The following is a 25,047-nucleotide window of genomic DNA, read 5'->3' on the forward strand; positions in this document are numbered from 1 at the left end:
GGCGATGCCGCGCACCCATCACGCGCGTCAATTTTTCAAGTATTGCTATCCTTGCGAGGATTGACGTAGCGTGACCGGCGACACACTCTGCCGATCGCATTGGGAGGCCCACCGTGACCGGAGGGGCGCGCTACTACAGCACCGCATCCATCACCCTCGCCGAGGGCGTGAGCATCGAGCGGCTCACGCCACCGAGCCGACTGTTCGGAGCCAACGGTCTACGCACCGGCCCCGACAATCGCATCTACGTGGCCCAGGTCGCGGGCAGCCAGATCAGCGCGCTCGACGTGACCACCGGCGACCTCGAGACCATCAGCGCCAAGGGCGGGGACATCATCGCGCCCGACGACATCGCTTTCGATCCGGCGGGCAATCTCATCGCCACCGAGTACATGGACGCACGGGTCAGCGTGCGCGGCACCGACGGCCGCAGCCGCGTGCTTCGTGACGACCTGCCCGGCGCGAACGGCATCACGGTCCACCACGGCCGGCTGTTCGTGAACGAATGCCGGATCGGCGGACGCCTCATGGAGCTGCCGCTCGACGGCAGCGCGCCGAAGGTGCTGCAGGACAACCTGCCCATGCCCAACGCCATGGAGGTCGGCCCGGACGGGCTTCTCTACTACCCGGTCATGGGCACCAACGACATCTGGCGCATCGACCCGAACGGCGGCGAACCCGAGCGCGTGGCCGGTGATCTCGGCGTGCCGGACTCGGTGAAGTTCGACAGGGACGGGTTCATCGTCTCGACCCAGGTGGCGTCCGGTCAGGTGCTGCGCATCGACCCGCGCACCGGCGACAAGCAGATCCTCGCCCAGCTCGATCCCGGCCTGGACAACTGCACGTTCGTCGACGGCAGGCTCTTCGTCTCCAGCTTCGACGGCGCGATCACCGAAATCCTCGGCGGCGGCGAGACGAAGGCGGTGCTGGAGGGCGGGCTGATGTGGCCGCTGGACTTGACCGTCGGCCCGGACGGCACGCTCTACGTCGCCGACGGCACCTTCTTCTACGCGCTGCGCGACGGCGAGCTCCAGGTGCTCGCCTCGCTGTTCAGTCTCAACACCCCGGGTTACGTGCGCGGCGTCACCGCGGTCGGGGCGAACGAATTCCTCGTCGCGACCTCCGACGGCACTATCGCCTACTACCGTCACGGCGAGGAACCCGACACCGAGATCGTGGCGCAGGGTTTCGACCAGCTCTACGGCATCGCCGCTGCCGCGGACCGCTCGATCGTGGCGGTCGAGCTCGGTCCGGGCCGGGTGCTGTCGATCCGGGGCGGGCGGACCGAGGTGCTGGCGTCGGGTCTGCACAGTCCGACCGGTGTCGCGTTCGGCCCCGACGGGCAGGTCCTGATCTCCGAGACCGGCGCGGGGCGGATCGTCTCCGTCGGCGCGGGCGGGGTCGACACCGTGGTGGACGGACTCGAGACGCCGCACGGAATCCTGGTGCGCGGCAACCAGCTGCTCATCGTGGATTCCGAGCTGAAGTCCCTCCTCTCCGTCGACCTGGTCACCAAAGCGCGCCAGACCCTGGCCTCCGAGCTGCCGGTGGGCGTGCCGGAAGGCGTGGTCGCCAAACCGCTGCGCGGCACGCCGCCGTTCTCCGGCCCGATGGGTCCGTTCGCGGGGATCGCCGCCGGGCCCGACGGCACCGTGTATGTCTCCGCCGACGCCGAGGGCAGTGTGCTCGCGGTCCGGATCGAGGGGTGAGCCCGGCATGAGCGACTACGACTTCGGCCTGGCCGGTCGGGTGGTCATCGTGGCGGGCGCGGGCGGCGGCGGCATCGGCACCGCGATCACCCGGCTCGCCGCGCGGGCGGGCGCCACGGTCGTCGCGGTGAGCCGGTCGAAGGAGAATCTCGCCACCCACGTCGAACCCCTCGCCGCGGAAGGGCTGCCGGTGATCCCGCTGTCGGCCGACGCGAGCACCGACGAGGGCATCGCCACGATCCTGGAGCAGGCGAAGAACGCGCCCGGTGAGCTCTACGGGCTGGTCAATGTCGCCGGCGGTGCCGCACCGTCGACCTGGATGCGCGCCACCCGGGTCACCCGCGCGGACTGGCGAGAACTGTTCGCCCGCAATCTCGAGACGATGTTCTTCCTCAGCCAGGCCGTGGCGGGCGAACTGCAGGAGGCAGGCCGGCCCGGCTCCATCGTGTCGCTCTCGTCGATCAGCGGAATGAACACCGCCCCGTTCCACATCGCCTACGGCACCGCCAAGGCCGCGATCGTCGCGGCGACCCGAAGCCTCGCCGTCGAGCTCGCTCCGGCCGGAATCCGGGTCAACGCGGTCGCCCCCGGCGTCACCGAGACCCCGGCCTCGGGCGCCTACGTCGACGCCGACCCCGAACGCGACCGCACCGCCATCGCCATGGGCAGGCGCGGACGCCCCGACGAGCAGGCGGGCCCGATCCTGTTCCTGCTCTCGGATCTGGCGAGCTACGTGACCGGCCAGACCCTGCTGGTCGACGGCGGTCTGAACCTCAAGTGGAGCCACCTGGCCGCCGACAACACCTCGCTGTTCTTGAAAGACGAGAACTTCCGCGCCGCCATCACCGCCTGACACCACCGCTTTCCAGGAGAGATGCCAGTCATGACCGAGACCGCCGATCACAGCACCGAGACCGCACCGCTGTCGACGCCGAAGCAGATCGGCGTCGAGGCCTACATCAGTCCCGAATACGCGCGCGCCGAGGCCGAGAAGCTGTGGTCGAAGGTGTGGCAGCAGGTCGGTCGAGTCGAGGAGATCCCCCGGGTCGGCGACTTCCTCACCTACGAGATCATGGACGAGTCGATCATCGTGGCGCGCACCGCCGAGAACACGCTGCGCGCCTACTACAACGTCTGCGCCCACCGCGGCCGCAGGCTGGTCGACATCGCGCCCGGCGAGCACGACGCGCGCGGCAGCCGCAAACAGTTCGTGTGCGGGTTCCACGGCTGGCGCTACGACATCGAGGGCAACAACACCTTCGTGCCCGAGCGCGAGGACTGGAACTGCAAGCTCACCGAGCGCAACGACGGGCTCGCCCCGGTGCGCGTCGATACCTGGGGCGGCTGGATCTGGATCAACCTCGACCCCGCGGCCGAGCCGCTGCGCGACTACCTGGAGCCCGCCGCCACCCTGCTCGAGCACTTCGAGCTGGAGAAGATGCGCTATCGGTGGCGGCGCTGGGTGGAGTTCGACTGCAACTGGAAGGTCGCCTTCGAAGCGTTCATGGAGACCTACCACGTGCCCTACACCCACCCGGAGTTCGCCAATTTCGGCAGCTTCCTCGGCTGGGCACGCACGCAGGGCAAGCACAGCAACATCGGCTACGACGCGCCCAAGGGCATGGAGGAGAACCAGGCCAAGCTGCGCGTCGGCGGCGGCGCGGACGCCCGCGTCTCCACCGCCACCCTGCAGAACTTCACCTGGGAGAACGCCAACACCAACACCACCCGCACGCTGGTCGACGTCGCCAACCGCCTGGTCGACGAACTGCCCGAGGGCACACCGAGCGACCAGGTGCTGCGCTACTGGCTCGACACCGCCCGCGCCGAGGATCAGGCGCGCGGGGTCGCGTGGCCGAAGGTGGATCCGGAGATCGTCGCCGAGAGCGGCACCGCCTGGCAGATCTTCCCGAACGTCCAGATCGGTCACGCCGTGAACAACATGCTCTGCTACCGGTTCCGGCCGCTGGGCGCCGATCCGGACAAGTGCATCTTCGAGGCCGCCGTCTTCGAACTGTTCCCCGAAGGCCAGGAGCCGGAGACCGAGTGGATCCACACCCCGGTCGGCGACCCCGGCTGGCGCACGGTGCTGCCGCAGGACTTCGACAATATGGCCGCCGTGCAGCAGGGCATGAAGTCACGCGGCTTCTCCGGCGCGAAGCCCAATCCCTATCGGGAGCGCAGCGTGGTCAACCTGCACCACAACCTCGCGCGCTACATGGGCACCGGCGAGCCCACCGATCTCCCCTGAACTCTCGTTTTCGAGCAAGGACCACCTGATGACCGACTGCGCCCCCACACAGACACCCGAGATCGACCTGCCCGCGCTGCGCGCGAAATACCTCGCCGAGCGCGATGTCCGCCTGCGCGAGGAGGGCCAAGGGCAGTACCTGGCGACCGACGACGGCTTCACCGATTTCTACGAGGGCGACCCGTACACGACGGTGGTGCCGCGCGAGGCGATCACCGACGAGATCGAGGTGGCGGTGCTCGGCGGCGGCTGGGCCGGCCTGCTCGCCGGCGCCCGGCTCGAGGAGGCGGGCGTCACCGATTTCCGGATCATCGAGCTGGCGGGCGATTTCGGCGGCGCCTGGTACTGGAACCGCTACCCCGGCATCCAGTGCGACACCGACAGCTACGCCTATCTGCCGCTGCTCGAGGAAACCGGCTATATGCCGAAGGAGAAATACGCCCGCGGCGACGAGTGCTTCGAGCACGCCCAGCGCATCGGCAAGCACTACAACCTCTACGAACGCGCCGTCTTCTCCACCCTGGTCAACGCCTTGACCTGGGACGAGGACGGCAAGCGCTGGCGGATCGGCACCAACCGCGGCGACGACATCCGCGCCAGGTGCGTCATCATGGCCCAGGGCCCGTTCAACAAGCCCAAGCTGCCCGGCATCCCCGGCATCACCGAGTTCGAGGGTCACACCTTCCACAGTGCGCGCTGGGATTACCACTACACCGGCGGCAGTATGAAGGGCGACCTGGACGGGCTGGCGGGCAAAAAGGTCGCGGTGATCGGCACCGGCGCCAGCGGCATCCAGATCATCCCGCACATCGCGCGCTCGGCCGAACACCTCTACGTCTTCCAGCGCACACCGTCGTATGTCTACGAACGCGGCGACGTGCCCACCGATCCGGAATGGGCCGCCACACGGCAACCCGGCTGGACGCGGGAACGCAAGCGCAACTTCCACACCGCCGCGTTCGAGGCGTTCGCGCCCGGCCAGGAGGATCTGATCTGCGACGGCTGGACCGAGGTCAGCCGCAATCTGGAAGCGCATCTGAGCGCCACCGGCGGCTGGGCGACGCTCACGCCGGAGAAGTTCATGGAACTGCGTGAGATCGAGGACTACAAGGCGATGGAGCGCGTGCGGCAGCGCGTCGACGCGATCGTGAAAGATCCCGCGACCGCCGCCGCGCTCAAGCCCTGGTACCGATTCCTGTGCAAGCGGCCGTGCTTCAACGACGACTACCTGCCGACGTTCAACCGCGACAATGTGACCCTGGTCGACGTCTCGAAAACCAAAGGCGTGGAACGCATCACCGCCAAGGGCATCGTCGCCGACGGGGTCGAGCACGAGGTCGACTGCATCATCTTCGCCAGCGGCTTCGAGATCACCACCGATCTGGACCGCCGCCTGGGCATCGCACCGTTCGCCGGCCGCGACGGGCGCTCGCTCTACGACCACTGGGCGCAGGGTTATCGCACCTTGCACGGCATGACCACGCACGGCTTCCCGAACGCCTTCTTCACCGGGTTCCTGCAGGGCGGTGTCACGGCCAGCACCACCGACATGTTCGATCAGCAGGCCCGCCACATCGCCTACGTCCTCGCGCGCGCGGCCGAAACCGGCGCCACCGTGGTCGAGCCCACCGCCGAAGCCGTCGAGCAGTGGTGCACGACCGTGCGCGAGACGGCGGTCGACAACACCGCATTCCAGCGCGAGTGCACCCCCGGCTACTACAACAACGAGGGCGAGCAGAAGATCCGCTCGCACCTGGGCGAGCCGTACTGGCCCGGCTTCTACGCCTTCGAGGATCTGTTGCAGGCCTGGCGCGACACCGGCGAACTGTCGGGACTGGAGCTGGGCTCGTGAGCGGCCGGGAGCGGCCGGAATCGCGAGTGCGCTCATGAGCGGCGGAGAGTCGTTGCGGGAACTACGTTTCGACGGACGCGTCGCGATCGTCACCGGGGGCGGCCGCGGCCTGGGGCGCGCCTATGCCCTGCTGCTGGCCGAGCGCGGCGCTTCGGTGGTGGTCAACGACCTGGGCAGCAGCATCCGGGGTGACACCGTGGAGGGCAGTCCGGCCCAGGACGTGGTCGCCGAGATCGAGGCGGCAGGCGGCACCGCGGCCGTGTCGACGGATTCCGTGGCCACCGCCGAGGGCGGGCAGGCGATCGTGCAGACCGCCCTCGACCGCTTCGGCCGTCTCGACATCCTCGTGCACAACGCGGGCAACGTCCGCTACGGCTCGCTGCGCGAGATGACCTACGCGGACTTCGACGCGGTGCTCGACGTGCACCTGCGCGGCGCCTTCCACGTGACGCGCCCCGCCTTCCCGGTCATGGCCGACGCGGGCTACGGCCGGGTGGTGCTCACCTCCTCGATCGGCGGCCTCTACGGCAACAAGGGCGTGGCGAACTACGCCGCCGCCAAAGCCGGCGTGATCGGCCTGTCGAACGTGGTGGCTCTCGAGGGCGCCGAGTGCGGCGTCCGCAGCAATGTCATCGTGCCCGCGGCGGTCACCCGGCTCGCCGGCGGGCTCGACACCTCGGCCTACCCCCCGATGGGCCCCGAGCTGACGGCCCCCGCCGTCGGCTGGCTCGCCCACGAATCCTGCTCCGTCTCCGGCGAAGTGCTGGTGGCGGTCGCGGGACGGATGGCGCGGGCCTATATCGCCGAGACGCCGGGGGTGTATCAGCCCTCGTGGACAGTCGAGCAGGTCGGCGATCGCATCGACGAGATCCGTGACACCGCGGATTCCTGGATCCTGCCCACCGCGACCGGTCACGTCGATCACCTCAGCAAGAGTTTCGCGCTAGTCACGGAGGCGGCCCAGCATGTCGGTCAAGGTCTTTGAACGTATTCTCCAGCTCTTCGAAGCCGAGGGCATCGACACGATTTTCGGCATCCCCGATCCGAACTTCGTGCACATGTTCCACCTGGCCGAGGAACGCGGCTGGAACGTCGTCGCGCCCCATCACGAGGAATCGGCCGGCTTCATGGCCGAAGCGGTGTCCCGGATGACCGGGCGCGCGGCGGTCTGCATCGGCACCCTCGGCCCCGGCGTCGCCAATCTCGCCGGCGCCATGATGTGCGCGAAGGTGGAGAACTCGCCGGTGATCTTCCTCGGCGGTCAGCGCGCCCGCATCACCGAGCAGCGAGTGCGCCGTGGCCGCATCCAGTTCGTCAAACAGGCCGAACTGTTCGAGCCGTCGGTGAAGTACAGCGCCAGCATCGAATACGCCGACCAGACCGACGAGATCATCCGGGAAGGGCTGCGCAAGGCGCTGTCGGGCACCCCCGGCCCGGTCTACATCGAGTACCCCTCGCACGTCATCCTCGAAGACCTCGACGTGCCCGCGCCGCTGCCGCCCGAGCGCTACCGCCTCGTCGGCCAGACCGCGGGCGCCGACAGGATCGCCGAGGCCGTCGAACTCATCCGCGCCGCGAAGCAGCCCGTGCTGCTGGCCGGGCACGGCGTGCACACCACCCGCTCGGGTGCGGCCGTGCGCGCGCTCGCCGAGGCGATGGCCTGCCCGGTCATCCAGACCTCCGGCGGCACCTCCTACATCGAGGGACTCGAGGACCGCACCTTCCCGTACGGGTTCTCCCCCGCCGCCGTCGAAGCCGTCGTCGCCTCGGATCTGTGCCTGGCCATCGGCACCGAACTCGGCGAGCCCGTGCACTACGGGCGCGGCAGGCACTGGATCGCCAACGAGGCGAACCGGAAATGGATTCTCGTCGAGCAGGATCCGGCCGCGATCGGCGTCAATCGCCCCATCGACGTCCCGCTCGTCGGCGACCTGCGCGCCGTGGTGCCGCAGCTGATCGAGGCGCTGAAGGACACCCCGCGCACCGCGACGCCGGAACTCGCGCGCTGGATCGAGCAGGACGCGGCCCGGTTGGCCGAACTCGCCGAAACCGCGCCGTCCGGGCGCTCGCCGGTGCATCCGGCCCGGCTGATCGTCGAGGCCACCAAGGTCTTTCCCCCCGACGGCATCATGGTCCGCGACGGCGGCGCCACCACCATCTTCGGCTGGACCTATTCGCAGGCCAAGCCGCACGACGTGATCTGGAACCAGAACTTCGGTCACCTCGGCACCGGCCTGCCGTATGCCGTGGGCGCGTCCGTCGCCGAGGGCCGCAAGCGCCCGGTCATGCTCGTCACCGGCGACTCGTCGTTCCAGTTCCAGATCGCCGAACTCGAGACCGCCGCCCGGCTGAACCTGCCGCTGGTGTGCGTGGTGGCCGTCGACTACGCCTGGGGCCTGGAAGTCGGTGTGTACAAACGCACCTTCGGTCAGGGTTCGCGCGAGACCGGCACGCACTGGAGCACCGAGACCCGCCTCGACAAGGTCGCCGAGGGGTTCGGCTGCTACGGCGAATACGTCGAGCGCGAGGAGGACATCGCGCCGGCCGTCAAACGCGCCTACGCCAGTGGCAAACCCGGCGTCATCCACGTGGCCGTCGACCCGAAGGCCAATTCCGAGGAAATGCCCTCCTACGACGAGTTCCGCACCTGGTACGCCGAAGGGACACAGTGATCATGCCCACCCTCTCCACCTTCTACATCGGCGGCAAGTGGATCGACCCCGCCACCTCCGCGACCTTCGAGGTCGTCAACCCCGCCACCGAGGAAATCCACGGCACGGTCGCCGCGGGCTCGGCCGCCGACATCGACCGCGCCGTCGCCGCCGCCCGGACGGCATTCCCCCACTGGTCGGTGTCTTCGGTCGGCGACCGGCTGACGCTGTTGCGCGCCGTCGCCGAGGAATACGACCGCCGCCGCGGTGATCTCGCCGCCGCTCTCACCGCCGAGATGGGCGCACCGGCCGCGCTGGCCGGCGGCTTCCAGGTCGATCTCGGCGCCGGGCATCTCACCACCGCCCTCGGCATCCTGGAGAACTTCCCGTTCGAGGAACAGCGCGGCGCGACCCTGGTGGTCAAGGAACCGATCGGCGTCTGCGGCCTGATCACCCCGTGGAATTGGCCGCTCAACCAGATCGCGGTGAAGGTCTTCCCCGCCCTGGCCACCGGCTGCACCGTGGTCCTCAAACCCTCCGAGCAGACCCCGTTCTCGGCACACATCTTCGCCGAGATCCTCGATGCCGCAGGCGTTCCCGCGGGCGTGTTCAACCTCGTCCAGGGTGACGGCCCCGGCGCGGGCGCCCCGCTGGCCGCGCACCCCGACGTGGACCTGATCTCGTTCACCGGTTCCACCCGGGCGGGCATCGAGATCGCGCGCGCCGCGGCACCCAGCGTCAAGCGGGTCACTCAGGAGCTCGGCGGTAAGAGCCCGAACATCGTGCTCGACGACGCCGGCCTGTCCGCCAATGTCGCCGGTGCGGTGGCGACCATCATGAACAACTCCGGCCAGACCTGTAGCGCCCTGTCGCGCATGCTGGTTCCCCGCAGCCGGATGGACGAGGCCGTCGAGGCCGCGCGCACCGCGGCCGCCGCGTTGACCGTCGGCGATCCCACCGGCGAAGTCGCGCTCGGCCCCGTGGTGTCCCGGGCACAGTTCGACAAGATCCAGTCGCTGATCCAGCGCGGCATCGACGAAGGCGCCACCCTGGTCACCGGCGGCACGGGCCGTCCGGACGGACTCGAGCGCGGCTGGTTCGTCAAGCCGACCGTCTTCGCGAACGTCACCAACGACATGACCATCGCCCGCGAAGAGATCTTCGGCCCCGTCCTGGCGATTCTCGCCTACGAGGACATCGACCACGCCGTCGAACTCGCCAACGACACCGAATACGGTCTCGCGGGCAACGTCGCGGGCGCCGACCTGGAACTGGCCCGCTCGGTGGCCCGCCGCATCCGCGCGGGCTGGGTCTCCATCAACGACGCCTTCGACTTCCAGTGCCCGTTCGGCGGCTATCGCAAGAGTGGAAACGGCAGGGAGTGGGGCGAATTCGGCTTCCACGACTATCTGGAGACGAAGGGCATCCTCGGATACCTGCCCGAGGCGGCGCAGGGCTGATCCGGCGACAGGGCGCTCGCGGCCGCGCGGCGACCGAGCGCCCCACAGCCGTCCGTGGTGTCGCTCGGCCTGCGAGCCGGATCGGACGAGTCAGCCGTTCGGCAGGATGACGGCGCGCCCGTCGATCGTCCCGGCGTGCAAGCGCTTGTAGGCCTCGGGCGCGTCGTCCATGGCGAAGGTCTCCACATGCACATCGAGCGCACCGGCCCGAGCCAGATCGAGCACCTCACGCAGTTCGGTACGAGAGCCCCAGTACGGCGCGGTCACGGTGACCTCGTACGGCGGTGAGCCGAAGCCGACCGGCACCGAGCCGCTGCCGACGCCCACCACCGTCAGATCGCCCTCCATCGCGACGCAGGCCGCGGCGGTGGCGGTCGTCGGCGGGGCGCCCACGAAGTCGAGTACCACTGTCGCGCCCCGGCCTCCGGTGAGATCCTTGACCTTTTCGGCCGCGTGTTCGTCGGAGGTCAGCACCTCGTGCGCGCCCACCGAACGCGCCAGTTCCAGCTTGCCCGCCATGGTGTCCAGCGCGATCACCCGCGCGGGACTGAGGGCCCGCAGAATCTGAATGGCCACGTGGCCGAGCCCGCCCGCGCCGATCACCACCGCGGTCGAGCCCGGCACGAGCTTGGGCAACGAGCGTTTGATCGCGTGATACGGGGTGAGGCCGGCGTCGGTGAGCGGCACCGCGCGAACCGGGTCGAGGCCGCGCAACGGCTCCAGGTGACGGACGTCGTCCACGATCATGTATTCGGCGATGGCGCCGGGTGAGCCCAGGCCGGGCGGGAAGATGCCCAGCTCCATCGTGCGCAGGCAGTAGTTCTCCCGGCCGCCGGCGCACGGCGGGCAGGTGCCGCATCCCCATGGTCCGTACACCGCGACGTCTTCTCCCACCGCGACTCCGGTGACGCCCGCGCCGAGGGCGGCGACTGTCCCCACACCTTCGTGGCCCAGGGTGAGCGGCAACGGGAACGGCAGCTCGGCCTCCGACCAGGACATCACCACGAAATCGGAGTGGCAGACGCCCGCCGCGGTCACCTTCAACAGCACCTGCCCCGGTCCTGGTTCCGGATCGGGCACCTCGACCAGTTCCGGCGATCCACCGATCGTCCGATACTGCAAAGCCTTCATCACGCACCTCCGGGTCGAGCTCGCTCGGTCGGATACAGCAGTCGGGCCGGCCGCGGCCGGTCGCTAGAGGCATACCTGTCCCGAGCGTACCGACCTCGATCGAATTCCGTTGCGATCGAACATCGCGGAGCCGTCGCGGGCAGCGCGCGATCGGGCGGTGCGCCGGTTCAGGCGAAGTGCTTGCGCAGGATTTCCTTGTGCGTCGGGCGAGCCGCCTCCAGCCGTTCCCGTCCCTCGGGGGTGAGCTTCAAGAAGTTGGCGCGGCGGTCGAAATCGCAGGCCGCGCGCTCCACCAGCCCGGCTTTCTCCAGCCGGGTCACGGTGCGCGAGAGCGCGCTCTGGCTCAGGTACATCGCGGTCTCGATGTCCTTCATCTTGACCTTCTCCGAGGACTCGTCGCCGCAGCGGCCTGCGAGGATCTGCAGCAGCTCGAACTCGCTGAGGCCGAGCTGGTGGCGCGCCTGGAGCACGTTCTCCAGCTCCGACGAGGTGCCGTGGTAGAGCCGGAGCGTTTCGGACCACTTCGCGCAGACATCTTTGTCGGTGTCGTGGTACATGACCCGAGGCTAGCATGTCAAGGCATTTTATGCGCACGCATTACATGCTGTGGCATTACATGCATTGACATTCAATGCGTGCGCATCTAAGTTCTTTCTGGTGACCACGACAACGGCACCCCAGAACCTTTCCGCTCCAACCCTTTCCGAACCGACCGCCGGCGGTTGGGGGCCCAAGCTGTGGGCCATCCTGTTCGTCGCCGGTCTGGCGATGTTCCTCGACGCCCTCGACGTCTCCATGGTCGGCGTCGCACTCCCCTCCATCGGCCACGACCTGGGCCTGGACACCTCCGCGCTGCAGTGGGTCGTCAACGGCTACATCCTCGGCTACGGCGGACTGCTGCTGCTGGGCGGACGAGCCGCCGACCTGCTCGGCCGACGGCAGGTCTTCCTCACCGCGCTGGTGGTCTTCGGCATCGCCTCCCTCGTCGGCGGACTCGTCGACGACGGCGCGCTGCTGATCGCCACCCGCATCGTGAAGGGCATCGCCGCCGCCTTCACCGCGCCCGCCGCGCTCTCGATCGTCACCACGACGTTCAAGGAAGGCCACGACCGCAACCGCGCCCTGTCGATCTTCACCATCTTCGGCGCCACCGGTTACGCCTCCGGCCTGATCGTGTCCGGCCTGCTCACCGGCATCGACTGGCGGCTGACCTTCTACATGCCGGTCGCGGTCGTCGCGATCGTGCTCGTCACCGCATGGTTCGTGGTGCCGCGCGCCGGCGAGGACGCAGCGAAGGAAGAGGGCGGCATCGATTTCACCGGCGCCGTCCTGCTGACCGGCGGCATGCTGTCGGCGGTCTACACGATCGTCACCGCGCCCGAGACCGGCTTCACCGCCACCGTCATCGCGACCACCATCCTCGCGGTCGGCCTGCTCGGCACGTTCTTCGTGGTGGAGAATCGCGTCGGCCACCCACTGGTGCGGCTGAGCATCTTCAAGGTGCGGTCGATCGTGCGGGCGAACCTGGCCGCCCTGGCCATCTTCGGCTCCTACCTCAGCTTCCAGACGATCGTCTCGCTGTATCTGCAGAACACGCTGGATTGGGAGCCGCTGCAGATGGCGTTGGCGATGGCGCCGGCAGGCATCATCGTGGCCGTCCTCTCGCCGATGGCGGGCAAGCTCATCGACCGCTTCGGCACGGCCCCGATGATCATCGCCGCCCTCGCCTCGTTCGTCGCGGGCTACCTCTGGTTCCTCGCCCGCGGCGGCAACCCGGACCCGAACTACGTGCTCGACTACCTCCCGGCCTTCCTGCTGCTGGGTCTCGGCTTCGCGCTCGGTTTCTCCTCGGTGATGGTCCAGGCGACCGAGGGCATCGCCGACCACGAACAGGGCCTGGCCTCCGGCCTCGTGCAGACCTCGCTGCAGATCGGCGGGGCGGTCGTGCTCGCCGTCACCACCGGCCTGATCAGCGGCGCCGCCACCGACGGCATCGCCGGCTACCGGCCAGGGCTCTACCTGGTCACCCTGGTCGCGGCGATCGGACTGGTCGCCTCGGCCTCGGCCCTGCTCGCCCGCAAGCAGGTGGTCGCCGAACTCGGCTGAACGGATCGACAGCCGATCGCACAGAGATGGGGTCGCCGAATCGGTGGCCCCATCGAGGTGTGCGCGCGGCCCGTACAGGGCGCGACCGCCGACGACCGCTCCTGCGACAGCGTCCGGCCGGAGTCGTCGGTCGATACCGGCTGCGACTCAGAACTCGACGTCCTCCACCCGCGCACCGATGCGGTCTTCGGCGAGGAACTCCGCCACGCGATGGGCGAACTTCTCCGCCCAGATACGTCCGACCGAGTACTTGTCGAAGCCGAGTCCGATGAACACCGCCCGGGTTTCGTTCTCCGCTTCGCGGTAGACGATGTGGATCGTCTGTCCGCCCGTCGCGTCGACGAGGTCGTACCAGGGCGCGGGATTGTCGTAGTCCTGCCGCCGCTGATCGCCGGGGGCGAGCCGTTCACTCGACCACCGTTCGCCCAGCCCCACCAGCATCGCGTACTTGAACTTCCGGTCCATCCAGGTGGGCTTCTCACGCACCGCCCGATGCACCGTCATCGCGATCCGAGACGTCGGCACGTCGGTGATCAGGACGGATCCGACGTTCTCGGCCATGCATCTTCCCCCACTGGGTCGTACTACCAGGATGAAGGGGTCAGGATAGAGGGCGAACGAGGCTTCGGACAGTTCACTTCCAGACGGACGAACCGGCCCGAGTGGCCAAGTGCGCCAACTCGACTCCGGCTGCGGCCGAGAGGAGTCGCCGACCTGCGGCGACATCGTGTCCGGCGCTCCCGCCGCACAGGCCGGGGAGCGACTACGAGACCCCCAGGTCCCTGGCGATGATCATCTTCATCACCTCGCTGGTGCCCGCGTAGATGCGGGCGACCCGCGCATCGGTGTAGAGCCGGGCGATCGGATACTCCATCATGTAGCCGTAGCCGCCGAACAGTTGCAGGCAGCGGTCGACGACTCGGGCCTGCATCTCGGTGCAGAAGAGTTTGACGCGGGCGGCGTCGGGGGCGGACAGGACGCCGTCGATCAGGTCGAGGACCGCGCGGTCGATCATGGTCTGGGCGGCTTCGACCTCGGCGGACATGGCGGCGAGTTCGAATTTGGTGTTCTGGAACGAGGAGACCGGGGTGCCGAATGCCTTGCGCTGCTTGGTGTAGTCGACGGTAGCGGTGACGGCGGCGCGGGCCTGGGCGACGGAGCCGACAGCGACGGTGAGGCGTTCCTGGGGAAGGTTGTGGCCAAGGTATCCGAAGGCCGCGCCCTCGTCGCCGAGGCGATTGGCCACCGGCACACGCACATCCGTGAAGGACAACTCCATGGTGTCCTGCACCTTGCAGCCCATCTTCTCGAGCATGCGGCCGCGTTCGAAGCCGGGCATGCCGTCCTCCACGACGAGCAGGGTGAGGCCGGCGCGGCGGTTGTCCGGGTCGGTGCCGGTGCGGGCGACGACGATGACCAGGTCGGCGAGCAGGCCACCGGTGATGAAGGTCTTGGCGCCGTTGAGGATGTAGTGGTCGCCGTCGCGGACGGCGGTGGTGCGGACACCGGCCAGGTCGGAGCCGGTGCCGGGTTCGGTCATGGCCACGGCGGTGAGCAGGCGGCCGGTGGCCAGACCGGGGAACCAGCGGTCGCGTTGCGCGGGGTCGGCGTATTCGAGGAAATACGGGAGGATGACGTCGAGCTGGGTGCGGACGGTGCCGAGGGTGACCAGGGCACGGGCGGCTTCCTCCTGGAGGATCACGTTGTAGCGGTAGTCGCGGATACCCGCTCCCCCGTGTTCCTCGGGTAGCGCGATGCCGAGCATGCCGAGATCGCCCATGGCGGCGAAGATCTCGCGCGGCATCTGTCCGGCTTTCTCCCACGCGGAGTAGTCGGGGACGATCTGTTTCTCGATGAAGTCCGCGACCAGTCGACGGAAGGCTTCGTGGTCGGGGGTGAACAGATCGCGGCGCACAGGATTCTCCGATCGGGCGGGCTCGGCTCCCGAGATCCGGCACGGCGGGCACACGAAGCCGCCGGGCCGGGCAAGCGCTCCGGAACGAGCTGTGTTGCGGTACTCGGGTTCAGAGGAGTTCGAGAACGGTGGCGTTGGCGGTGCCGCCGCCCTCGCACATGGTCTGCAGGCCGTAGCGAATGTCGTTGGCACGCATGTGGTGGATCATGCGGGTCATCAGGACCGCTCCGGACGCGCCGAGCGGGTGGCCGAGGGCGATCGCACCACCGAGCGGGTTGAGCAGGGCCGGGTCGGCGCCGGTCTCGGCGAGCCAGGCCAGCGGCACCGGGGCGAATGCCTCGTTCACCTCGAATACGCCGATGTCGCCGAGCGTCACACCCGCTTTGCGCAGCACTTTCTCCGTCGCCGGGATGGGGCCGGTGAGCATGAGCACCGGGTCGGCCCCGCTCACCGCCCCGGCGCGGTAGCGGGCCAACGGAGTCAAGCCGAGGTCGCGGGCCTTCTCCGGGGTGGTGAGCAGCAAGGCGGCAGCACCATCGGAAATCTGGGAGGAGTTGCCCGCGTGAATCACGCCGTCCTCGCGGAAGGCGGGTTTCAGACCGGCCAGCGTCTCGACGGTGGTGCCGCGCCGGATACCCTCATCGGCGGTGACGGCGCCGGTAGCCGTGTCGACGGTGGCAGTGGCACTTTCGGCAGCATCGGTGGCGGTGGCGGTGGCAGTGGCAGTGGCAGTGGCAGTGGCAGTGGCAGTGGCAGTGGCAGTGTTGATGGGCACGATCTCGGCAGCGAATGCCCCCGAATCCTGGGCAGCGGCCGCCAGTTCGTTTGAGCGCACGGCGTATTCGTCCAGACGCGTGCGGTCGAAGCCCCACTTCGCGGCGATGAGTTCGGCGGACAGGCCCTGGTCGAAGGAGAAACCGTCGTAGCGGGCCAGCGCTTTCGGCCCGTACGGCATCCCGCTCGCGCGCGCCGAACCCAGCGGCACCCGGCTCATCGTCTCCACGCCGCCCGCGACCACCACGTCCTGCTGACCGGAGAGCACGGCCTGGGCGGCGAAATCGATGGCCTGCTGGCTCGATCCGCACGCCCGGTTCACGGTGGTGCCGGGGATGCTCTCCGGCCAGCCCGCCGCGAGCACCGAGTATCGGCCGATATTGCTGGACTGGTCGCCGACCTGGGAGACGCAGCCCCAGATCACGTCGTCGACCACGGCCGGATCGAGACCGGTCCGGTCGGCCAGGGCGGTGAGCACGTGCGCGGACAGGTCGGCCGGGTGGACCCCGGCGAGCCCGCCGTTGCGCTTGCCGACGGCGGTGCGGACCGCCGCGACGATGACTACCTCGGGCATGGTTATCTCCCGTTCTCGGAGGTGGCGGGGCGGATCGGCGGCCGGTGCACCGTCCAGCGCCCGGTGAACCGCGGCTCGCGTCGTTCGGCGAAGGCGGCGTAGGCTTCCGGCGCGTCCGCGGTGGCCAGGTTGAGTCCCTGGGCGCGGGCTTCGGCGGCCAGCGCCCGATGCATCGTGGAATCGGAGCCCTCGTGCAGGAGCGCCTTGGTCTGGGCCAGCGCCACCGGTGGTCCGGCGGCCAGACGCGCGGCGAGTTCATCGGTGCAGCCGTCGATCTCCGCCGCCGGGACCACCCACGTGACCAGTCCGAGGTCGTGCGCTTGGACGGCATCGATCGTCTCGGCCAGCAAGGCCAGCCGTTTGGCCTGCTGCATGCCGACCAGTCGCGGCAGCAGCCAGGAGCCGCCGAGATCCATGGTCAGCCCGCGCTTGGTGAACACCTGCGAGAAGGTCGACTCCGGTGTGGCGAGGACCAGATCGCAGCCGAGCGCGAGATTCCAGCCCGCGCCGAACGCGGGCCCGGTCACCTTCGCGACCGTGGGCAGCGGCAATTCGTGCAACAGTGCGGCCACGTCGGTGAGCGGACGCATGCGGTGGACGGGGTGGGAGTTGTCGGGGACCGAGATGTCCGCGCCGGAGCAGAACGCGCCGCCCGCGCCGGTGAGGACCAGCGCCCGCACCGAGCGGTCGTCCGCCGCTGCACGCAGGGCCTCGGCCAGCGCGATCCAGAGTGCCCCGTCGATCGCGTTGCGGCGGTGCGGGCGATTCAGCGTCAGAGTTCGCACACCATCGTGGTCGGCGACGAGCAGACTCTGCCCATCGGCCGGCGCTCTGGGTGTTGTTGCGGGTGAATCGGTTCCGTCGGAGAACACGGTGCGCACCTCGCCTCCGGACACGGGAGGTCCACCCCCGCTGTCGGCGGGCCCGCCACTGCCGCTCATCGCGCGGACCCTTGCGGCGAGGGCGAGGCAACCGACGTCGGCGGCCGACCGCCGATGACCGATGCCGCGCGAAGCTTCTCGAGTTCGTCCGCGGTGCAACCGAACTCGGCCAGGACCGCCTCGGTGTGCTGCCCGAGTCCGGGCACCGGCCCCATGGGCGGCTGGTAGCCGCGGACCACGGCGGGCGGCAGCAGAGAGGGGATCGGCCCGGCAGGGGTGTCGATCTCGCGCCAGCGGTCACGTTCGACCAGCTGGGGGTGGGTCAGGACCTCGCTGGGGCGGTTGTAGCGGGAGTTGCCGATGCCCGCGGCGTCGGCGACGCGCTGGATCGCGGCCAGATCGTGGCGGGCGCACCAGGTCGCGATGACGGCGTCGAGGTCGGCGCGATGCCGGGTGCGGCCCGAGTTGGTGCGGAAACGCTCGTCCGCGGCGAGGTCGGGGCGATCCAGGATGTCGGTCGCCAGGCGCTGCCACTCCCGGTCGTTGGTGGTGCCGAGGACGACTGTCTGATCGTCCGCCGTGCGGTAGGCCCCGTAGGGGGCGACGGCGGGCGAGCTCATGCCCAGCGGCTGCTGATCGATGCCGGAGTGCCTGGCGTAGGTCAGGTGATAGCCCATCATCTCGGCCATCGTGTCGAACAGGCTCACCGCGATCTCGGCGCCTCGCCTGCCCTCGAGTTCCGTTCGGGAGCGCGAATCCTGCCGCTGTCCGGGCTTTCTCCCGGCGTCGCGACCGTAGAGCGCTGTCACGATGGCCAGCGCCGCGTACAGGCCGGTGGTCACGTCGGCCATCGGCGGACCGGGCTTGGCGGGGGCTTCGGCGGTCCCGGTCACCGCGCACACCCCGGACTCCGCCTGCACCAGCAGGTCGTAGGCGCGTTTGTGCGACAGCGGACCACCCCGTCCGAAGCCGTCGATCTCCACGGTGATCAGGTGCGGGTGGTCTCGTTCCAGCTCCGGCCCGGACAAGCCGAGGCGCGCGGTCGCCCCCGGCGCGAGATTCGACACCAGCACGTCGGCGTCGAGCAGCAACCGGTGCAGCAGCTCCGCGCCATCGGCCGATTTCACGTCCACCGCGACGGATTCCTTGCCGCGGTTCACCCACACGAAGTGCGCGGCCTGCCCGCGCACCACATCGTCGTAGTGCCGGGCGAAGTCGCCGCCGTCCGGGTGCTCGATCTTGATGACCCGTGCGCCGAAGTCGGCGAGCGTGCGGGTACACATCGGCGCCGACACCGCCTGTTCCAGGGCGATCACGGTGATGCCGGACAGCGGTCCGTTGCCGGGAGCGCGGCTCATCAGATCACCGTGCCACCGTCCACCGGCAGCACCTGCCCGGTGATGAACGAGGCCGCGTCGGAGGCCAGGAACACGAAGGCGCCCGCGACCTCTTCGGGCTCGGCCCAGCGGCGCAACAGGATTCGGCTGAGCATCTGCTCGGAGAAGCGCTCGTCGGTGCGAATGGTCTCGGTCATCGGCGTGGCGGCCAGCGGTGCCAGCGCGTTGACGAGGATGTTCTTGCGCGCCAATTCCTTGGCCAGCGATTTGGTGACCCCCAGGATCGCGGCCTTGGCGGCGGAGTAGTTCACCTGACCGAGCGTGCCGACCAGGCCCGCGGCCGAGGTGACATTGATGATCCGGCCGCGACCGTCGGTGGCCAGGAACGGCAGGGCGGCCTGCGAGCAGTTGATGGTGCCCATGACGTGGATGTCGAACAACTTCCGCACGGACTCGGCGGTGGTGTCGGCGAACATGGCGGGCGCGGTGACGCCGGCATTGTTGACCACGATGTGCACGGTGCCGCCGGTCAGCGCGGCCGCGCGTTCGGCGGCTTCCCCGGCCGCGGCCCGGTCGGTGACGTCGAAGGCGAAGCTCCGGGCGATGCCGCCGTCGCCGGTGATCTTCTCCGCGACGGCCGCGGCGGCCTCGCCGTCCCGGTCGGTGACCAGGACCGAGGCGCCTGCGGTGGCCAGTGCCCGCGCGACGGCCGAGCCGATGCCGCCTGCCGCGCCGGTGACGAGGGCCGAGCGGCCGGTGAGATCGAACAGGTCGTAAGCCATCAGTAGCTCCTCGGCAGTCCCAGGGTGTGTGAACCCAGGTAGTTCAGGATCATTTCCTGGCTGACGGGCGCGATCTTCATCACGCGCGCTTCCCGGAAGTAGCGGGCGACGTGGTACTCCTCGGCGTAACCCATGCCGCCGTGGGTTTGCAGCGCCCGGTCGGCGGCGGTGAAGCCGGCGTCCGCGCAGAGGTATTTGGCCGTATTGGCCTCACGCCCTGCGGATTTGCCGTTGTCGTAGCGCCAGGTGGCCTTGCGCAGGACGAGTTCGGCGGCGTCGAGGCGGGCGAGCGAATCCGCGAGCGGGAACTGGATGCCCTGGTTCGAGCCGATCGGGCGGTCGAACACGATGCGCTCGTTCGCGTACCGGACAGCGCGGTCGAGGGCAACCCGGCCCAGGCCCAGGGCTTCGGCGGCGATGAGCATGCGTTCCGGGTTGAGTCCGTCGAGCAGGTAGCGGAAGCCTTGTCCCTCCTCGCCGACCCGGTCCTCGACAGGAATGCGCAGATCGTCGATGAACAGCTCGTTGGAGGTGACCGCATTGCGGCCCATCTTGCGGATGGGGCGGATGTCGACGTGCGCGCGATCCAGATCGGTGAGGAACAGCGTCATGCCGTCGGTCTTCTTCTCGACCTCGTCATAGGTGCTGGTCCGGGTGAGCAGCAGGATCTTCTCCGACTCCATGGCCTTGGAGATCCACACCTTGCGGCCGTTGACGAGGTAGTGGTCGCCGTCGCGGCGCGCGAAAGTCGAAATGCGCGGCGTGTCCAGTCCCGCACCGGGTTCGGTGACGCCGAAGCAGACGTGCAGGTCACCGGTAGCGATGCGCGGCAGGGTGCGCCGCTTGAGTTCCTCGGAGCCGTACATGACGACCGGGTGCATGCCGAAGATCGACATGTGGATGGAACTGGCCGCGTTCATCCCGCCACCCGAGCGCGACACCTCCTCGGCCAGCAGCGTCGCCTCGGTGATGCCGAGGCCGTGCCCGCCGTATTCCTCGGGGATGGTGATGCCCAGCCAGCCGCCGCCGGCGATGGCTTCGTAGAACTCCGTGGGGAATTCGTGTGCCTGGTCCTTCTCCAACCAGTACTGGTCGTCGAATCTGCGGCACAGTTCGGCCACCGATGTACGGATCAGCTCCTGATCCTCGGTCAGCTCGAAATTCATCCGCCCTACCTCTTCCTCTGATTCCCGGCTGTGCGCACCGGGCGCGGGAGAGCGACACCCGGATCCGCTCCGGTGTCGTCGCCGCCTCTCGCGCCCGGCGCCTGTCCGGCCGGGCAACGGTGTCGAGTCGCGGCGCCGGCCGTCCCCGGTGTGGCCGTGCCACCGGGGGTCGATGGCCGCCGCTTCAGTCCGAAGCGGGCAGCGCCTTGGCCGCCTTCACGCTCAATTGCTCGTCACCGAGACGCAGTTCGCCCGCGCCGGAGTGGGTGCACAGCAGTTCCACGGTCTCGGCGTCGTCGACGTAGCGTTTGCCGATCAGCGTCGTCACGCCCTCGGCCGCGGGCTTGGCCGCCGGAGCCTGCGCCACCGGAACCATCGGCGCGCCGCCGCAGGTCAGTGGCGCGATCTCGCCGGCAGGTGCGCGCACGACGATCACTCTCGTCTCGCACACCGTGCTGGCGAACTGCTCTCCCGTGCGTAGTGATGTGGTCATACCCCGATCTCCTCTCCGGTGACCCGATCGGCGAGCCGATCGATGTCGTAGGACTGTCTGGCGAGCCAGAACCGCAGGAAGTTGGTCAGCGAGTAACGCAGGAACAGCGCCGCGCCCACCACCGCCAGCGCGATGCCCAGCAGTGCGAGCACGATGGCGTCGCGCTGGGCCAGCGGGTCGGTGGTGCCGTGCGACATGAAGTAGGCCAGCAGCGCCACCACCGGGCCCGCGATCATCAGCGCGATGCCGGTGCGCAGCCACAGCCCGGACCGTCCGGCCGCCGGGTCGGGGATCTTCATGGTCTGCAGTTCGCGGACGAAGCGGTCGGCGCGTGTCTCTGTCATGCGGGGCTCTGTCGTGCGGGGTTGCGTCATGTCGCGCTTCCTAGGTAGAGGGCTGCCAAATCGTTGCGGATCTCGTCGGGTCGGCCGCTGCGCACGACCCGGCCGCGCACCAGCACGGCGGCGTGGTCGGCGATGTCGAGCACGGCCGCGGCGAACTGCTCGACCACCAGCACGGCCACACCTTGGCGGGCGATGTCGGCGACCGCCTCGTAGAGTTCGGCGACCACCAGCGGAGCCAGGCCCATCGACAGTTCGTCGAGCAGCAGGACCGCGGGGTCGGTCGCCAGACCGCGGGCCAGTGCCAGCATCTGCTGTTCGCCGCCGGACATGGTGCCCGCGACCTGGCTCGCGCGTTTGCCGAGAATCGGGAAGCGGTCGAAGGCGATCGCCTCGATCTCGGCGCGGGAGCGACCGGTGAAGGTCATCATCCACAGGTTCTCGCGGACAGTGAGGTTGGCGAAGATGCCGCGCCCCTCCGGGATGAGACACACCCCGGCGCGGGCCAGATCGCGCGCGGCTACGCCGGTCACGTCCCGTCCGCCCAGTTCGAGCGCGCCGGAGGTCACCGGATGGGTCGCCGACACCACGCGCAGGGTCGTCGTCTTGCCCGCGCCGTTGGGGCCGAGCAGGGCCACCACCTGACCGGCGCCGACGTCCAGGTCGACGCCGTGCAGGACGGTGATCGCGCCGTAGGCCGCCTTCACCTCGCGCAAGCGCAGCAGCGGCGCGGCTGCCGTCGCATCGGGTGTCGCGGACACCTTCTCGGCGATGGTCTGCACTCTCATACTTCTCCCAGGTAGGCCGCGAGCACGGTCTCGTCGGTGCGGACCACCGACGGCGGGCCAGACGCGATGACCTTGCCCAGGTCGAGCACGAACACCTCGTCGCAGACGTTCATCACCAGGTCCATGTCGTGTTCGACGAGCAGGACCGCGGTGCCGTCGTGGGCCAGGGCGCGCAGCAGCTCGGCGAAACGCGCCGTCTCCGTGTGGTCCTGGCCGGCGGCGGGCTCGTCGAGCAGCAGCAGGCCGGGGCGCGCGGCGATCGCGCGGGCCACCTCCACCAGCCGGGCCAGGCCGGTGGGCAGGGCGTCGGTGCTGGAGTCGGCGACAGCGTGCAGGTCGAGGCGGTCGATGATGTCGGCGACGATCACCTCCGCGCGGCGGCGCTGGGGACCGAGTTCGGCGGCCACGCGCAGGTTGTCGCGCACGCTCAACCGGCCGAACAGCTCGAGTCGCTGGAACGTGCGGGCCAAGCCGCGTTTGGCGCGCTTGGTCGGGTTGAGCCGGGTCACGTCGCGGCCGTCGAGCACCACCCGGCCGGTGGTCGGCTTACGCAAGCCGCTCACCACGTCGAAAAGGGTGGACTTGCCCGCGCCGTTGGGGCCGATGAGTCCGGTCACCGCGCCGCGTTCGGCGTGCAGTCCGGCGCCGTCGAGCGCGCGGTTGCCGCCGAACACGACGGTGACGTCGTCAACGTGTAGCAGTGAGCCCACGATCGAGCACCTCCTCGTCCTCGGGACGCCACGGGGTGCGCACACCCAGCCACTCCACCGCCACCGGCTCGTCGGCGGAAACCTCCGTCCGATCCGGCTTCGCCCGCCGCGCGTGCCAGATCCGTCCGCCCACCGCGGCGACCACGACGCCGAGGCAGAACCCCCAGCCGTCGATCACCTCGAGCAGCCGCAACCCCCACAGCGCCAGGGTCACCACGATCAGCACGGGCGAGACGATCCGGTCCCGCAGCATCGGCAGCCAGCCCTCCCGCATCGAATGCAGCGCGCCGGTGCGCAGTACGCCGCCGCCGAAGGCGATACCGCCCGCGGCGGGCAACACCTGCGCCAGGTTGTGCAGCGAAGGCCACAGCGTCGGAATCACATTCAGCGGACCGGCGAACACCGCGCCGGTGAACATGCCCGCGCCCACCGAACCGACACCGGCGATGACGACGATCAGGAAGATCGGCAGACCGGCGACGAAGTTGAACTGTTCGGCGGTGACCGCCTGCAACTGCATGCCGTAGAGCGCGCCGCCCAGGCCGGCGATGGACGCGGACACCGCGAACACCAGCACCCGGCCCACCATCAGGTTGCCGCCGAGAGTCGCGTAGGCGGCCTCGCTGTCGCGCAATGCGATCAGGCGGCGGCCGAACCGGCTGCGCCGCAACCAGACCACGGCCAGACCGGCCAGCGCCAGGCACACCGAGGCGAACACCGTCACCTTCGCGGTGCTGTCGAGCCGCCACCCGAACAGGTCGGGGCCGACGAGCGAGACCGAGCCCTGCTCGAACAACGAGATCCGGATGCCCATGATCTCGAACGAGGGCAGGGTGAAGATCCAGCGATCGAGCACCACCGCGAACGCCGCCGTCGCCAGCGCCATGTACACGCCGGACAGGCGCAGGGCGGGTACCGCGATCACCACGCCCACCGCGCCCGCGATCAGCATGGCGGCCGGTATCGCCCACCATTCGCCGTTCGGCCCCAGATGACCGTAGGCGACCGCGCCGATTCCGGCGATACTCAACTGGCACAACGAGATCTGTCCCGCCAGGCCGACCAGCGGCACGAAGGACAACCCGATCACGCCCCAGGCGAACATGGCGCCGTAGGTGATCAGATCCGATTCGCTGAGCATGCTCGCCAGCATCAGGCCGAGCACCACGATCACCACCGCGAAGGCCAGCGAGCCGTTGCGCGTCGGCAGCGGCACCGGATTGACCTTGGTGTCGCGGCGACGCAGCCGCCCGTGCGGGAAGATCAGCAGCGCGAGGAACAGCAGCAGCGCGGGCGCGGCCAGCCGCAGGCCGGGCAGGTAGTCGTTCTGCGGGAGATAGCCGGTCAGGTAGCTCTCCAGGCAGCCGACCACGATCGCGCCGACGAACACCATCGGCAGGTTCTTCAACCGGCCGAAGATCGCGGCGGTGTAGGCGCTGACGATCAGCAGCGACAACTGCGCGGCATCCAGGGCGACCATCGGGGCGATGAGGATGCCGCCGATGGTGGCCAGCTCGATCCCCAGGATCCACGCCACTGTGTCGGCGCGACGCGGGTCGGCGCCGGTCAGCCCGACCAGCGCCTGGTCGTCGACCGTGGCCCGCATCTCCACGCCGGAACGCGTCCGGTACAACAGGACTCGCAGGCCGATGGCGACAGCCACGGCCACCGCCATGGTCAGCGCCTGGTGCCCGGTGATGGTCACCGGGCCCAGGTCGATCGGCTCGGATCCGGCGAAGAACTTCGGCAGCGCACGCGCCTCGTTGGGATCCCAGATCCAGCGCGCCATCACGATCAGGCCGCTGAGGATCGCCACCGTCATCACGAGTTTCTCGGCGTCGCCCATCGACTGGGTCGGCGCGAGCGCCTTGGCGAACAACACACCGAACAGCGGCGCGAAGACCAGCAGGACCACCACCAGCGCGGGCAGCACCGGCCAGCCCCAGCCGATGGTGAACTGCCAGTACACGAACGCCGAGACCATGCCTGCCGCACCGTGCGCGAAGTTGAACACACCGGTGGTCGTGTACGTCAGCACCAGACCGCTGCCGATCACGGCATAGATCGCGGCGGTGCTCAGGCCGACGATCCCGAAGGCGAGGAACTGCTCCATCAGCGCGTCCGCC

22 protein-coding genes are annotated in these 25,047 nt (G+C 69.3%); 8 read left to right on the plus strand and 14 right to left on the minus strand.

From position 1 onward, the window contains the following. Positions 1 to 113 precede the first annotated feature (113 nt). The 7 genes from NS3_RS22290 to NS3_RS22320 are packed head-to-tail and all read left to right on the plus strand — an operon-like array spanning position 114 to position 9,923. Positions 114 to 1,709 (plus strand): SMP-30/gluconolactonase/LRE family protein, encoded by a 1,596-nt coding sequence (locus NS3_RS22290; RefSeq protein ID WP_067862893.1) that lies wholly within the window; start codon positions 114 to 116, stop codon positions 1,707 to 1,709. A gap of 7 nt (positions 1,710 to 1,716) precedes the next feature. Continuing rightward, the gene (locus NS3_RS22295) at positions 1,717 to 2,562 is read left to right on the plus strand and encodes an SDR family NAD(P)-dependent oxidoreductase (RefSeq protein ID WP_067862894.1); all 846 of its coding nucleotides are present in this window, start codon (positions 1,717 to 1,719) and stop codon (positions 2,560 to 2,562) included. 30 nt (positions 2,563 to 2,592) lie between these two features. Next, complete coding sequence (locus NS3_RS22300; protein ID WP_067862895.1) at positions 2,593 to 3,960, plus strand: aromatic ring-hydroxylating oxygenase subunit alpha; 1,368 nt, start codon at positions 2,593 to 2,595, stop codon at positions 3,958 to 3,960. A 28-nt stretch (positions 3,961 to 3,988) separates the two neighbouring features. Next, positions 3,989 to 5,812: a flavin-containing monooxygenase gene (locus NS3_RS22305; RefSeq protein WP_067862898.1), complete on the plus strand. Its 1,824-nt coding sequence runs from the start codon at positions 3,989 to 3,991 to the stop codon at positions 5,810 to 5,812. A 52-nt stretch (positions 5,813 to 5,864) separates the two neighbouring features. Next, on the plus strand, positions 5,865 to 6,797 hold the full coding sequence (locus NS3_RS22310) for an SDR family NAD(P)-dependent oxidoreductase (protein ID WP_067863112.1): 933 nt from the start codon (positions 5,865 to 5,867) through the stop codon (positions 6,795 to 6,797). Beyond that, a complete protein-coding gene (locus NS3_RS22315; RefSeq protein WP_067862904.1) occupies positions 6,778 to 8,484 on the plus strand; it encodes a thiamine pyrophosphate-binding protein in 1,707 nt (568 codons plus the stop codon). Before NS3_RS22310 ends, NS3_RS22315 begins: the two co-directional genes overlap by 20 nt. 2 nt (positions 8,485 to 8,486) lie before the next feature. Continuing rightward, positions 8,487 to 9,923 (plus strand): aldehyde dehydrogenase family protein, encoded by a 1,437-nt coding sequence (locus NS3_RS22320; RefSeq protein ID WP_067863115.1) that lies wholly within the window; start codon positions 8,487 to 8,489, stop codon positions 9,921 to 9,923. A gap of 90 nt (positions 9,924 to 10,013) precedes the next feature. Here the strand turns inward: NS3_RS22320 and NS3_RS22325 are convergent, their stop codons facing one another. Further along, positions 10,014 to 11,054: an NAD(P)-dependent alcohol dehydrogenase gene (locus NS3_RS22325; protein WP_067862906.1), complete on the minus strand. Its 1,041-nt coding sequence runs from the start codon at positions 11,052 to 11,054 to the stop codon at positions 10,014 to 10,016. Positions 11,055 to 11,221: 167 nt separating this feature from the next. After that, positions 11,222 to 11,611: a MarR family winged helix-turn-helix transcriptional regulator gene (locus NS3_RS22330; protein WP_067862908.1), complete on the minus strand. Its 390-nt coding sequence runs from the start codon at positions 11,609 to 11,611 to the stop codon at positions 11,222 to 11,224. Between the two features lie 211 nt (positions 11,612 to 11,822). On the opposite strand from NS3_RS22330, the gene NS3_RS22335 reads away from it, so the two are divergent. Then, the gene (locus tag NS3_RS22335) at positions 11,823 to 13,160 is read left to right on the plus strand and encodes an MFS transporter (RefSeq protein ID WP_157101481.1); all 1,338 of its coding nucleotides are present in this window, start codon (positions 11,823 to 11,825) and stop codon (positions 13,158 to 13,160) included. 147 nt (positions 13,161 to 13,307) lie between these two features. Here the strand turns inward: NS3_RS22335 and NS3_RS22340 are convergent, their stop codons facing one another. The 12 genes from NS3_RS22340 to NS3_RS22395 form a co-directional block, all read right to left on the minus strand. Further along, positions 13,308 to 13,721, minus strand: a complete 414-nt coding sequence (locus NS3_RS22340) for a hypothetical protein (protein WP_067862912.1) — start codon at positions 13,719 to 13,721, stop codon at positions 13,308 to 13,310. A 202-nt stretch (positions 13,722 to 13,923) separates the two neighbouring features. Further along, the gene (locus tag NS3_RS22345) at positions 13,924 to 15,075 is read right to left on the minus strand and encodes an acyl-CoA dehydrogenase family protein (RefSeq protein ID WP_067862914.1); all 1,152 of its coding nucleotides are present in this window, start codon (positions 15,073 to 15,075) and stop codon (positions 13,924 to 13,926) included. 109 nt (positions 15,076 to 15,184) lie between these two features. Beyond that, positions 15,185 to 16,423, minus strand: coding sequence for a thiolase family protein (locus NS3_RS22350; RefSeq protein WP_067862915.1), 1,239 nt, complete (start codon positions 16,421 to 16,423; stop codon positions 15,185 to 15,187). Positions 16,424 to 16,425: 2 nt separating this feature from the next. Next, on the minus strand, positions 16,426 to 17,208 hold the full coding sequence (locus NS3_RS22355) for an enoyl-CoA hydratase/isomerase family protein (protein ID WP_245649748.1): 783 nt from the start codon (positions 17,206 to 17,208) through the stop codon (positions 16,426 to 16,428). A gap of 152 nt (positions 17,209 to 17,360) precedes the next feature. Beyond that, positions 17,361 to 18,662, minus strand: coding sequence for a CaiB/BaiF CoA transferase family protein (locus NS3_RS22360; protein ID WP_067862916.1), 1,302 nt, complete (start codon positions 18,660 to 18,662; stop codon positions 17,361 to 17,363). Next, positions 18,662 to 19,423: an SDR family NAD(P)-dependent oxidoreductase gene (locus NS3_RS22365; RefSeq protein ID WP_067862919.1), complete on the minus strand. Its 762-nt coding sequence runs from the start codon at positions 19,421 to 19,423 to the stop codon at positions 18,662 to 18,664. Before NS3_RS22365 ends, NS3_RS22360 begins: the two co-directional genes overlap by 1 nt. Continuing rightward, positions 19,423 to 20,589 (minus strand): acyl-CoA dehydrogenase family protein, encoded by a 1,167-nt coding sequence (locus NS3_RS22370; RefSeq protein WP_067862927.1) that lies wholly within the window; start codon positions 20,587 to 20,589, stop codon positions 19,423 to 19,425. Before NS3_RS22370 ends, NS3_RS22365 begins: the two co-directional genes overlap by 1 nt. Before the next feature lie 184 nt (positions 20,590 to 20,773). Next, complete coding sequence (locus NS3_RS22375) at positions 20,774 to 21,082, minus strand: hypothetical protein (RefSeq protein ID WP_067862930.1); 309 nt, start codon at positions 21,080 to 21,082, stop codon at positions 20,774 to 20,776. Then, positions 21,079 to 21,426 carry a YidH family protein gene (locus tag NS3_RS22380; RefSeq protein WP_067862933.1) on the minus strand — a complete coding sequence of 116 codons (348 nt, stop codon included), beginning with the start codon at positions 21,424 to 21,426 and terminating at the stop codon, positions 21,079 to 21,081. The genes NS3_RS22375 and NS3_RS22380 overlap by 4 nt, the downstream gene beginning before the upstream one ends. A gap of 26 nt (positions 21,427 to 21,452) precedes the next feature. Then, a complete protein-coding gene (locus NS3_RS22385) occupies positions 21,453 to 22,211 on the minus strand; it encodes an ABC transporter ATP-binding protein (protein ID WP_067862936.1) in 759 nt (252 codons plus the stop codon). Beyond that, positions 22,208 to 22,921, minus strand: a complete 714-nt coding sequence (locus NS3_RS22390; protein ID WP_067862938.1) for an ABC transporter ATP-binding protein — start codon at positions 22,919 to 22,921, stop codon at positions 22,208 to 22,210. The genes NS3_RS22385 and NS3_RS22390 overlap by 4 nt, the downstream gene beginning before the upstream one ends. Then, a complete protein-coding gene (locus NS3_RS22395; RefSeq protein ID WP_067862940.1) occupies positions 22,899 to 25,034 on the minus strand; it encodes a branched-chain amino acid ABC transporter permease in 2,136 nt (711 codons plus the stop codon). Before NS3_RS22395 ends, NS3_RS22390 begins: the two co-directional genes overlap by 23 nt. Positions 25,035 to 25,047: the final 13 nt, after the last annotated feature.

This window comes from Nocardia shimofusensis NBRC 100134, assembly GCF_001613125.1.
GTDB classification, from domain to species: domain Bacteria; phylum Actinomycetota; class Actinomycetes; order Mycobacteriales; family Mycobacteriaceae; genus Nocardia; species Nocardia shimofusensis.

Excerpts from the sequence above, each read along its gene's own strand:
- NS3_RS22295 (WP_067862894.1), top strand. The coding sequence starts at position 1,717 with ATGAGCGACTACGACTTCGGCCTGGCCGGTCGGGTGGTCATCGTGGCG.
- NS3_RS22300 (WP_067862895.1), top strand. The coding sequence starts at position 2,593 with ATGACCGAGACCGCCGATCACAGCACCGAGACCGCACCGCTGTCGACG.
- NS3_RS22305 (WP_067862898.1), top strand. The coding sequence starts at position 3,989 with ATGACCGACTGCGCCCCCACACAGACACCCGAGATCGACCTGCCCGCG.
- NS3_RS22315 (WP_067862904.1), top strand. The coding sequence starts at position 6,778 with ATGTCGGTCAAGGTCTTTGAACGTATTCTCCAGCTCTTCGAAGCCGAG.
- NS3_RS22320 (WP_067863115.1), top strand. The coding sequence starts at position 8,487 with ATGCCCACCCTCTCCACCTTCTACATCGGCGGCAAGTGGATCGACCCC.
- NS3_RS22325 (WP_067862906.1), bottom strand. The coding sequence starts at position 11,054 with ATGAAGGCTTTGCAGTATCGGACGATCGGTGGATCGCCGGAACTGGTC.
- NS3_RS22330 (WP_067862908.1), bottom strand. The coding sequence starts at position 11,611 with ATGTACCACGACACCGACAAAGATGTCTGCGCGAAGTGGTCCGAAACG.
- NS3_RS22335 (WP_157101481.1), top strand. The coding sequence starts at position 11,823 with ATGTTCCTCGACGCCCTCGACGTCTCCATGGTCGGCGTCGCACTCCCC.
- NS3_RS22340 (WP_067862912.1), bottom strand. The coding sequence starts at position 13,721 with ATGGCCGAGAACGTCGGATCCGTCCTGATCACCGACGTGCCGACGTCT.
- NS3_RS22350 (WP_067862915.1), bottom strand. The coding sequence starts at position 16,423 with ATGCCCGAGGTAGTCATCGTCGCGGCGGTCCGCACCGCCGTCGGCAAG.
- NS3_RS22360 (WP_067862916.1), bottom strand. The coding sequence starts at position 18,662 with ATGAGCCGCGCTCCCGGCAACGGACCGCTGTCCGGCATCACCGTGATC.
- NS3_RS22365 (WP_067862919.1), bottom strand. The coding sequence starts at position 19,423 with ATGGCTTACGACCTGTTCGATCTCACCGGCCGCTCGGCCCTCGTCACC.
- NS3_RS22370 (WP_067862927.1), bottom strand. The coding sequence starts at position 20,589 with ATGAATTTCGAGCTGACCGAGGATCAGGAGCTGATCCGTACATCGGTG.
- NS3_RS22375 (WP_067862930.1), bottom strand. The coding sequence starts at position 21,082 with ATGACCACATCACTACGCACGGGAGAGCAGTTCGCCAGCACGGTGTGC.
- NS3_RS22380 (WP_067862933.1), bottom strand. The coding sequence starts at position 21,426 with ATGACAGAGACACGCGCCGACCGCTTCGTCCGCGAACTGCAGACCATG.
- NS3_RS22385 (WP_067862936.1), bottom strand. The coding sequence starts at position 22,211 with ATGAGAGTGCAGACCATCGCCGAGAAGGTGTCCGCGACACCCGATGCG.
- NS3_RS22395 (WP_067862940.1), bottom strand. The coding sequence starts at position 25,034 with ATGGAGCAGTTCCTCGCCTTCGGGATCGTCGGCCTGAGCACCGCCGCG.